Source organism: Pseudanabaena sp. 'Roaring Creek' (genome assembly GCF_001402795.1).
GTDB lineage: Bacteria > Cyanobacteriota > Cyanobacteriia > Pseudanabaenales > Pseudanabaenaceae > Pseudanabaena.
Genome location: NZ_LIRE01000048.1, coordinates 1 through 8,984, shown reverse-complemented (window position 1 = coordinate 8,984; position 8,984 = coordinate 1). Strand labels below are relative to the sequence as shown.

Genomic DNA, 8,984 nt, shown 5'->3' with positions numbered 1-8,984 from the left:
GCTCTCTGGTTTTGGTTTTTAATTATGCTTAACTACTTAAAAAGTAAGTTAAAAGTTATAAAAAGTTATAAGGATTGAAGTTGATTGTCACAAAAAGTTTTTTATAGATTATAGTCATATCACAAGTTAATTTGAGGGGCTCCCAATGCTTATCAAACAAGGTCTTTTGGTCTCTGCAAGTCTATTTGCCTTCAGTTTAGTGGCAAATGTCGCTTCTGCCTCAGCCGAACAATGGTATTTCTACGTTAAGAACAATAGCAACTCTACCATCAAGAATTTATTAGTAGCGGAGCCGAGTAAAAGCTGGGGAAGATTTGATATTGGTTCGGGAATCTTTCCAGGTGATAATGTCAAGATGGTTTGGGATAGTTCCACGAACAATCAAGCATGTAGTCAGTGGATTAAAGCTCAATTTGCTGATGGGAGTGAAAGTGAGCCATCACTGATTGACTTCTGTAAAAATCTAGATGATCCCATTGTATTCCGTTAATTTAGACTACGTTCTCTTTATTATCAGGGACGTTTTACACAAGGTCGTGAAACGTCCTTATGTCTTTTGTGACACCAATAGGGCTTTTAATTGAATAAAAAGAACTATTTCATGCGATCGCTAAATCTTTCCCATTTTCGCAATATTGTTGTTCTCACTGGGGCTGGGGTATCTGCTGCTTCTGGAATTCGTCCTTTTCGCGGTCGGGGAGGGCAGTGGGATGAAATCGATCCCCTTGAATCTTCGGATCACTCTCTCCTTGAAACTAATCCCAAAGCAATCTGGCAATTGTACGGCGCTTTGAGGAGACAGGTAAAAACTGCACCCCTAAATGCTGCCCATATCAGACTGGCAGAAGTTGAAGCCCAGTTGTCTCCAGACCAGAAATTCACACTCATTACCCAGAATATTGATGGACTTCATCAACGGGCAAGTAGCTCTAACGTGCTTGAGATACATGGTAGTATTCATCGAACTCGATGTAGCAATCCAACTTGTAGCCTAGCGCCTCACTTAGATAACGATCCTCATGATAATACGCTGCCTATCTGCCAGATCTGTGGTTCGTGTTTGCGCCCAGATATAGTTTTGTTTGGCGAACAGCTACCTCTGAAAGAATCTTGGGCAGCAAAACTTGCTTTACGAGATTGCGACCTTTTTATAGCCATAGGTACTTCGGGAACTGTCTCGCCTGCATCTTCCTTTGTCCGTTCCGCCGATTATGCTGGGGCTAGAACTATCCTGATTAACTTGGAACCAATGGAGCCAAAGAATCCTTACTTTAAAGAGGAGTATTTAGGATATGCCGAAGAGCTTGTACCTCTTATGCTTAACTTCAGTTCGGGTTAAGCTGGCAAATTCTCAAAGCCCAAAAGTAAAAGCCTTGCGTAGCAAGGCTTTTACTTTTGGGCTTTGAGAGAGGGTTTACTAAGCAAATCCTCTCTCAAAGCCTGTTTCAAATTATCTCGAACTCACGTTATGTTTAATGCTGAGGGACTTTACTAGGATTTTATAAAAATGTAGCCAATCATAGGATTATCTGCTAATAATATATTGGTAGCTTTAAATACAGAATTTAAATTCAAACTGTGAATCTAAAATAATGATTGGTCAACGTTGTCGAGCAATTGCCGTATTTTCCAATTTTGAGGCGGCAGGACAGGCTTTATATTCCCTAGTTATTGCTGGTTTTCCCCTTGCGAACATTTTTTTGGTTGGTCGCGATATGACAGCCTGCATAGAAAACGGTCAAATGGTGACTGTAAAACAACCGATTGCGGAGAAACAGGTGGGAACGATTTCAGGAACGGGATTGGGATTAAAAAAGGGGTGGTTAATCGGTAATGGGTTAGGCGGAGCTGTTGGTTTAGGGGTGGGGTTGGGGATTTTAGCCTTACCAGCAGTAGGACAGATTGCCCTAGCCAATGCCGTTATTTTCACAATGATCAGTAGTGGCATTTTTACTGCGGCGGGGGGATTGGTTGGCGCTTTAATCGGTTTAGGGATAACCGAAAAGCAGGCTCATACCTATAACCAACTAATCGCTCAAGGGGATTACTTAATCGTGATGAATGGTTCCGATCGCGAAATCAAACTTGCTGAACAGATGCTCGCCACCCAAGAAATTCGTAAATAGATGCCTTGACTTGTCCTATCAAGACTCTATGATAGGGCTATCCTCAAGAAACCCAGCAAACGCCAATGCCTAAGCAGGATAAGAAAAAAACGATTCTAACGGCTGCATATCTGTTGGAAAAGTACCTAGCAGGAGAAAGAAGCTTTGAGTCGGTAAATCTTTGTGATATCAACCTCCAAAATGCTCAACTGGCTGGCATTAATTTAAAACAAGCGAATCTGTTTAGAGCTAATCTCCAAAATGCAGTATTAGCGATCGCCAATTTAAGTAGCACCGACCTAGTGCGAGCCAACCTCAGATCGGCTCGTTTAGATCGTTCTAACCTAGTTAGAGCCAATCTCTATGAAGCCGATCTGAGCGACGCTAGTCTTGTCAATATCAACCTGTCGGATGCAATTTGTGCATCTGCCAATTTGAGCCATGTCGATCTGAGTCAATCAAATTTAAGCTCAACCAACTTGAGCCGTGCCAACCTAGAGCGAGCCGATCTGACCCAAGCCAACCTTAGCGCCGCAATTCTCGTAAAAGCATCCCTAAAACAAATCATTTTAAATCGCGCTAACCTAACCGAGGCAGACCTTCGCGAAGCTGATTTGTCAGAATCTCAATTGTATTTAGCGGTTTTAAGTAAAGCCAATCTTGCCAAGGCTAATTTATCCCTAGCAAATTTAGATTCCGCTAATTTACTTGAAGCAAAACTGGAAGGCTCCTTATTTTGCGAGGCTAATCTAGAGAATGCCAATCTAAGCCAGTCTTTCTTAATAGGAGCGAATTTGACAAAGGCAAATCTCCGCAAAGCTAACCTGAGCAAAGCCAATCTGACTTCAGCAATTTTGAGTCAAGCCAATCTCCTCGGCGCTAATCTGACGGGGGCAAATTTAGCGGGGGCAAATTTGGCTGAGTCTGATTGTTTCGGAGCGAACTTACAGGGTGCTAACTTAAGCCAAGCCAATGTAGAAGCTGTCGATTTGCGAGAATCGGATCTGGCTAAAGCCAATTTAGCAGGGGCAAATTTAGCGGGGGCAAATCTTTTTGGTGCGGAGCTATTGGATACAAATTTGGCAGGCGCAAATTTAGCAGGCGCGAACCTATATAGGACAAAACTCGCTGGAGCCAATCTCAGGGGATCCTACTACGACGATCGCACGGAATTTAGCGCGAAATTCGATCCCAAAAAGCAAGGGATGATTAAGCGCTAGTTATTCCATGTTTGCAAGACATCGGAGATGCTATGGGCAATCAAGCGATAGCTTTCGGGAGCATAGCCACCGCTAAGTACCATCACTAAGGGAATACCCAAGTTGATAACTGTTTGAAAAACAAAGCGATCGCGTTCTAGCACCCCTTCTGCTGAAACTTTTAAGCCGCCAAGGAGATCGCGCTCGTAAATATCGGTTCCCGCGTTATAAAAAACAATTTTCGGGAGATCCGAGTCCTGCAAAAAAGCGGGCAATCGCTCTTTTAGCAATCCCAGATAGCGATCGTCCTTCGTTCCTGATAACAGGGGTATAGCGCAATCCACACGCTCCTTTGCATAGGTATCGTTAGGATAGATTTGCTGGTTGTACATATCCAGAATATGTACATTGGGATCTTCATAAAAGATCCTCGCTAAGCCGTTCCCCTGATGGGCATCGAGATCGACGATCGCCACCCGATCCTCGGCATTAATCTTTTGCGATTGCCGCAATAAGGAAATGGCAATGGCAATATCGGAATAAATACAAAATCCTTCCCCACGCTCCGCACTGGCATGGTGATATCCACCAGAAAGATTAATCGCCATGCCAAACTCCAGAGCGGCTTCCGATGCCATGACAGTTCCCATAGTCGCCAACCGCATCGGTTTCAATACCCGACTATCGAGGATACCTATCGGCAGAAATCCCAAAGAATCTAATTCTAGAGATTTAGCCACAAAATGCGATCGCTGCAAATTTTTGAGATAGTCAGATGTATGGACTAATTGCAATATTTCTGCGGTCGCTGGAGCCACTGGAGTTAGACTATTAGCAATTAAGCGATCGCCAAAGCGATCGGCTAAAACACGCCAAGCACGACTATATTTACAACTATCAAAGGGATGTAACTTCTCAAGCCCAAGAAATTTAATGTCGTAGTCTGGGGAATAGACCACTTTAGGACGAATTATGATTGAATCGCTAGTTTCTATCATCCCTCTTTCCTTTTCAGTTCTTTAGCATATTGCAAAATATTGCTCGGTTGCCAAGCCTCGACCCTGCCCATCGGAATTCCCATCCCCACATAATCATCTACCTCCGCCAGAGGACGAAAAGAGGGTTGCAATCCCGAACCGAGATAAAGAGCATTAGCAATGATTGTGGAACAGTTAAACTCAGTCAACTCGTAAGAGAGTCCGCTTGCCTGCACCTTTTCCCAGTACTTCTGAATTGCTGACTCATTCAGCTTATACAGTTCGACTACCAAAGGCTCGAACTCCTCCGCAGCGCAATCAGCAGAATAGTCGCGATAGAACGGGCGGCGCTTCACATTCATCGTAAGACTTCGGATAATGCTGCGGACAAATCCTTTTCTGCCCTGTCCAGGCCAAAAGCTGATGTAGGTTTCATTGCCAACTTGCATAGAGGAATGTCCAACTCTTCCTCCCTTAGGAAGCCAAATATAAACCTTGGTACTCATAAAACCTGACTTTGAACTATCTATACTAAACGGAACCTAAGTAGCTAAGCATAGGTAAAAGCCCAGAAGAGTGTACCGCCCGCTGCACAAAAGTTATACCAATTCACTGAAGTGAACTAACACTTTAGTGAATTAAAAAACAAACCCAGTAAGGTTTTGAGATTCCCAAAATGGCGTTGCCATTTTGGGAATTGGTATTACACTCTCTGGTTGTGGCTTTTAATCATGCTGAATTAATTACTAGGCAAGCATTGGTACTTAGTAAGTAGCTAGACATAATTAATTACAGATCTAAACAGATCCAAACCTGTAAAGTTAAGCCCCGTAGGGGCTTAACTTTACAGGTTGCCGTAATTTATTTTGCACAAGTACTTATCACCGATGCTTACCTGCAAATCTTAAAGGTTTATCCAAGATATTTTCCGACACATCTAATACTTTTACAGATATAAAAGAGATGTAATAATCCCAAGTGTACGGTTTCTCTTACAAGTCTTAAACTGATTTTGATGAATTATCTGACAGGATTAATTTTTATTGCTGCCGCTTTACTGGAAGTAGGTGGAGATGCCTTAGTTCGCAAGGGGCTCGTCAGCAGCAATATTGCCCTAGTTATAGCAGGCTTTCTTACTCTTGGCTGCTATGGACTAATGGTCAACCTCGTTCAATGGGATTTCTCAAAGTTATTAGGTGTCTATGTTGCGGTCTTTGCAGTAATTAGTGTCCTATGGGGATTTCTGATCTTCAAAGAGAGTATTCCCAATTCCACTTGGATAGGATTAGCAGCGATCGTAGCTGGCGGTGTAATTATTCAATCTGGAGTTAAATAACGTCAGTTCTGTTTAAGCTAGCAAATCCTCAAAGCCCAAAAGTAAAAGCCTTGCTACGCAAGGCTTTTACTTTTGGGCTTTGAGAAAGGGTTGGCGTAGCCAACCCTTTCTCAAAGCCCGTTTCAAATTATCCTGAACTCACGTTAAATCGATAAGGATGGGCGGCTCACCGCCAATCCTTATCGATTGGGTTTAACTTGGGAATTTTATAGGTTTAGAAACAAACCGTAATACTAGTTTGTAACTTTAACAACAATCTTTAAATTCTTAAAGTCGCAATATTCATATCTATACACATAGAAATAAATATTTCTTCTTAGTTAAGCCTCACCGTAGGGCTTGAATAATGTGATGTTTTAATCTGGAAAATTCTTAGTTTTGAAGCTATAGGAATAGATGGAGATGTCTCTGGATGTTATTTACCATTCAAGAGATCTGGATCTTAGTTTTGATTGTATTGATAACTACAACCAGACTCTATTAGTATCGAAACTATTTTAATAAGCATTAATCATGTCAACATTAATTCTTGGCTTTCCAAGGATTTTCTGAAGATCGACATGACATTGCCAAATTATCTGCCTGAATGCATTTCCTAAGTCTGTTGGATTAGTAGCAGTTTATAAATCCGCTTTGCTTAAGAGTGATTTGTGATTGCTCGATATCTTCTTTGAGAAGCGATATCACTTTGTTTTCGTTACTATAAATAGCTCAAAAAGATTGAAATTTAATTTCTTGTGAGTCTATTGTAAGGATGACATAGGAATAACCTCAATCACAACTATCACTTAAGTGACTACTTCCACTTAAGTGACCACTTCTCAAGAACTAAATGATGTATACATATTTTAAGGTGAACTATGTCTGATGCCAATCGTTCTGGAGGTGGAGAACTCAAGCCAACTCTAGGTTTAATTGGTGTAACGATTAACGCAATGGCGCTAATTGCACCAGGAGCATTCCTCTGGACTACCTATCAGCTCCAAGCTCCAAAGGCTTCTGCACCAAATATGTGGGCATCAGTTGCGATCGCCACTGGAATTGCCTTACTTACAGCCAGTTGCTTTGCAACTCTCTCTAAAGCCTATTCCGCTGCTGGTGCTGGAAGTTCCTATTATTATGCTGAAGCAGCAATCATAGCTAAAGAGGAACACAAACACTTCCGATTTGCTCGCATCGTCAAGTTTCTTGTGGGCTGGTCATCGCACCTCTACTACTGGGTCTACCCAGGGGTGATGGTTGCCTTCATGGGCACGCTGGTCGTATACATAGGACAGCTATTCAACCCTGATTTTGCCTCGGCTTGGCAATGGCAGGTTGCTATAAGTGCCGTCTTTGCTATTTTTGTCGGAATTATCGCCCTTTTTGGCGTAACGGGTTCGACCTTGATTAATATTATTATTAATATTATTCAGATCGTCTCCTTGGTATTCTTGGGACTCCTATTCATTGTTTTTCGATTAGGGCATCCTGAGTTTCAGTACGAACATGCCAACGCCCTAAGCGTTGTTTTACCCCATGATTTTCCAGGATTGATTTTCCAAGTTAGCATTGCAATTTTACTTGTGGTGGGATTCGAGTCGGCTACTGCCTTAGCGGGAGAAGCGATCAATCCCAAACGTGACGTGCCAAAAGCCGTTATTCTCTCCCTAGTTATTCAAGCCTGTGTATGCTACTTCTTTGAATATTTCGGAGCTAACTTCTTCATCAGCAATGCCTATGCTGGCGTTATTAATAAGGCTGGAGATCAAGCTTCCTTTACGGCTGGCTTAGATCCTAAGATTACTAATTTGGGTGAAGCAATTAAAGCTTTGAGCCTTGACGCTTCTAAATATGACGGAGGAAGCATCCTGACAGGTTTTGATGCCGCAGCTCAATCAGGTGCTCCTATTGGAGATATGGCTAGAATCTTAGGAGATACAATTTTAGGCGGACATGGATTCGCCCTCACCCTGATTATGGCGATTTCTGTGCTTGTAGCACTGATTGGTACGACTTTATCTTCTCTTTCAACTGGCGTACGTATTACCTACGCTATGGGTATCGATGGAGAATTGCCAAAGGTATTTGGTAGATTACACAGACAATTCCGCACTCCCCACATAGGCATAATTTTCTTGACCCTGATTTCGGCAGGAATCGGCGGTTATGGTGTACTCAATGTCAATAATTTGACTCAAGTAACATTGATGTCAAACATAGGCACTTTCATCTTTTATGGACTTACCTGCCTAGTTACCTTAGTCGCCACATTAGATCATTTGCTGGAAGAACAAACCAATCCCATCACAACTGTAGTTATTCCCATCCTTGGCACTATTTTAAACTTTGCCATGCTGTTTGCTGTATTTTACTTTGGCTTCACGGCTGGCGGCGATTCTGCTCGGAATTCCCAGATTGCGATCGGAGCTGGTATTGCCTTCTTTGTCATTGGGTTCGCGTATATCTTGATTCAAGGAGCGGTGAGCGGCAAATCTATTTTCTTGCCTCCCGATATCAGCCATCCTCTCCGTGAAGAACCATCCGAAACTCGCCGCTAATGTAACTTCTATCTAGCTGTGATAAATCTTGCTACGGCTGTATTCATCACGACTTTCCTTTCCATTCCCACTATTTAGAAATCAAATCCAAAATCTATGGACTTAATCATTGCGATTATTCAGCCTTCCAAACTTGATGAAGTAAAAGATGAGTTAGTCAAAATTGGCGTTCAAGGCGCGACTGTGACGGGCGCTAAGGGTTTTGGTAGACAAAAAGGTCGCCCTTTGGCATTCTTAGGACTTCAGGGATTCGATCGCCAACCTTTCTCCGTAGACTTTATCCCTAAGATCAAGATTGAGATCGTGGTCTCTAGCGATATTACCGATGCAGTTGTCGATACTATTGTCAAAACCGCCCATTCTGGGAAAATTGGTGATGGCAAGGTATTTGTCATACCTGTAAAAAGAGCGGTACGAATTCGGACTGGCGAAGAGAATGAAGAGGCTCTTTCCCTAGAAGAAGCTCTTGCCTAGATTCGGATAATATCTTGCAAACAATGAATTGTTGAATCAAAAAGAAGGTGTTCCAAAATGGCACATCTTCTTCTTGGGTTTATTTATTATTTATTCAGTATGAGCAGCCATGAAAAAATGGGAAATACAACCCAATCGATGGAATTACTTAACCTTGAGGCAACAACAAAAAATCTATAAATCTGGCTTACGCCTATCGATCAAGGTAATGTTTGGTATTACAATTGCCAGTCTTTTAGTTGAAACTATTCTTGGAAAATAGGGTTTTCAAGTTAAGCAATGGCGTAGCCATTGCTTAACTTGAAAACACAGAAGAGCATACCGCCCGCTACGCGGGCGGTATGCTCTTCTAG

The 8,984-nt window shown here is 42.3% G+C and carries 9 protein-coding genes; 7 read left to right on the top strand and 2 right to left on the bottom strand.

All coding sequences use genetic code 11. From position 1 onward, the window contains the following. The first annotated feature begins 145 nt into the window (after positions 1-145). The 4 genes from AC805_RS01630 to AC805_RS01615 all read left to right on the top strand — a co-directional run bounded on the left by AC805_RS01630 (position 146) and on the right by AC805_RS01615 (position 3,325). Positions 146-490 carry a hypothetical protein gene (locus AC805_RS01630; protein WP_055073800.1) on the top strand — a complete coding sequence of 115 codons (345 nt, stop codon included), beginning with the start codon at positions 146-148 and terminating at the stop codon, positions 488-490. Positions 491-580: 90 nt separating this feature from the next. Next, positions 581-1,339 carry a Sir2 family NAD-dependent protein deacetylase gene (locus AC805_RS01625; RefSeq protein ID WP_231662393.1) on the top strand — a complete coding sequence of 253 codons (759 nt, stop codon included), beginning with the start codon at positions 581-583 and terminating at the stop codon, positions 1,337-1,339. Between the two features lie 253 nt (positions 1,340-1,592). Then, entirely contained in the window at positions 1,593-2,126 is a 534-nt protein-coding gene (locus AC805_RS01620; protein ID WP_055073798.1) for a hypothetical protein, read from the top strand. A gap of 65 nt (positions 2,127-2,191) precedes the next feature. Beyond that, the gene (locus AC805_RS01615) at positions 2,192-3,325 is read left to right on the top strand and encodes a pentapeptide repeat-containing protein (protein ID WP_055073797.1); all 1,134 of its coding nucleotides are present in this window, start codon (positions 2,192-2,194) and stop codon (positions 3,323-3,325) included. On the opposite strand, the gene AC805_RS01610 is transcribed toward AC805_RS01615, so the two are convergent. Beyond that, on the bottom strand, positions 3,322-4,302 hold the full coding sequence (locus AC805_RS01610) for a histone deacetylase (protein WP_055073796.1): 981 nt from the start codon (positions 4,300-4,302) through the stop codon (positions 3,322-3,324). The genes AC805_RS01615 and AC805_RS01610 overlap by 4 nt on opposite strands. Next, positions 4,299-4,787: a hypothetical protein gene (locus AC805_RS01605; protein WP_156341274.1), complete on the bottom strand. Its 489-nt coding sequence runs from the start codon at positions 4,785-4,787 to the stop codon at positions 4,299-4,301. Before AC805_RS01605 ends, AC805_RS01610 begins: the two co-directional genes overlap by 4 nt. Positions 4,788-5,296: 509 nt before the next feature. On the opposite strand from AC805_RS01605, the gene AC805_RS01600 reads away from it, so the two are divergent. From AC805_RS01600 to AC805_RS01590, 3 genes are all read left to right on the top strand, one after another. Continuing rightward, positions 5,297-5,617: a hypothetical protein gene (locus tag AC805_RS01600; RefSeq protein ID WP_055073794.1), complete on the top strand. Its 321-nt coding sequence runs from the start codon at positions 5,297-5,299 to the stop codon at positions 5,615-5,617. An 860-nt stretch (positions 5,618-6,477) separates the two neighbouring features. Further along, a complete protein-coding gene (locus tag AC805_RS01595) occupies positions 6,478-8,157 on the top strand; it encodes an APC family permease (protein WP_055073793.1) in 1,680 nt (559 codons plus the stop codon). 96 nt (positions 8,158-8,253) lie between these two features. Continuing rightward, on the top strand, positions 8,254-8,631 hold the full coding sequence (locus tag AC805_RS01590) for a P-II family nitrogen regulator (RefSeq protein ID WP_009625950.1): 378 nt from the start codon (positions 8,254-8,256) through the stop codon (positions 8,629-8,631). Positions 8,632-8,984 lie beyond the last annotated feature (353 nt).

What these genes read in the sequence shown, in the direction of transcription:
- AC805_RS01630 (WP_055073800.1), top strand. Translation starts at nt 146, where the DNA reads ATGCTTATCAAACAAGGTCTTTTGGTCTCTGCAAGTCTATTTGCCTTC.
- AC805_RS01620 (WP_055073798.1), top strand. Translation starts at nt 1,593, where the DNA reads ATGATTGGTCAACGTTGTCGAGCAATTGCCGTATTTTCCAATTTTGAG.
- AC805_RS01615 (WP_055073797.1), top strand. Translation starts at nt 2,192, where the DNA reads ATGCCTAAGCAGGATAAGAAAAAAACGATTCTAACGGCTGCATATCTG.
- AC805_RS01610 (WP_055073796.1), bottom strand. Translation starts at nt 4,302, where the DNA reads ATGATAGAAACTAGCGATTCAATCATAATTCGTCCTAAAGTGGTCTAT.
- AC805_RS01605 (WP_156341274.1), bottom strand. Translation starts at nt 4,787, where the DNA reads ATGAGTACCAAGGTTTATATTTGGCTTCCTAAGGGAGGAAGAGTTGGA.
- AC805_RS01600 (WP_055073794.1), top strand. Translation starts at nt 5,297, where the DNA reads ATGAATTATCTGACAGGATTAATTTTTATTGCTGCCGCTTTACTGGAA.
- AC805_RS01595 (WP_055073793.1), top strand. Translation starts at nt 6,478, where the DNA reads ATGTCTGATGCCAATCGTTCTGGAGGTGGAGAACTCAAGCCAACTCTA.
- AC805_RS01590 (WP_009625950.1), top strand. Translation starts at nt 8,254, where the DNA reads ATGGACTTAATCATTGCGATTATTCAGCCTTCCAAACTTGATGAAGTA.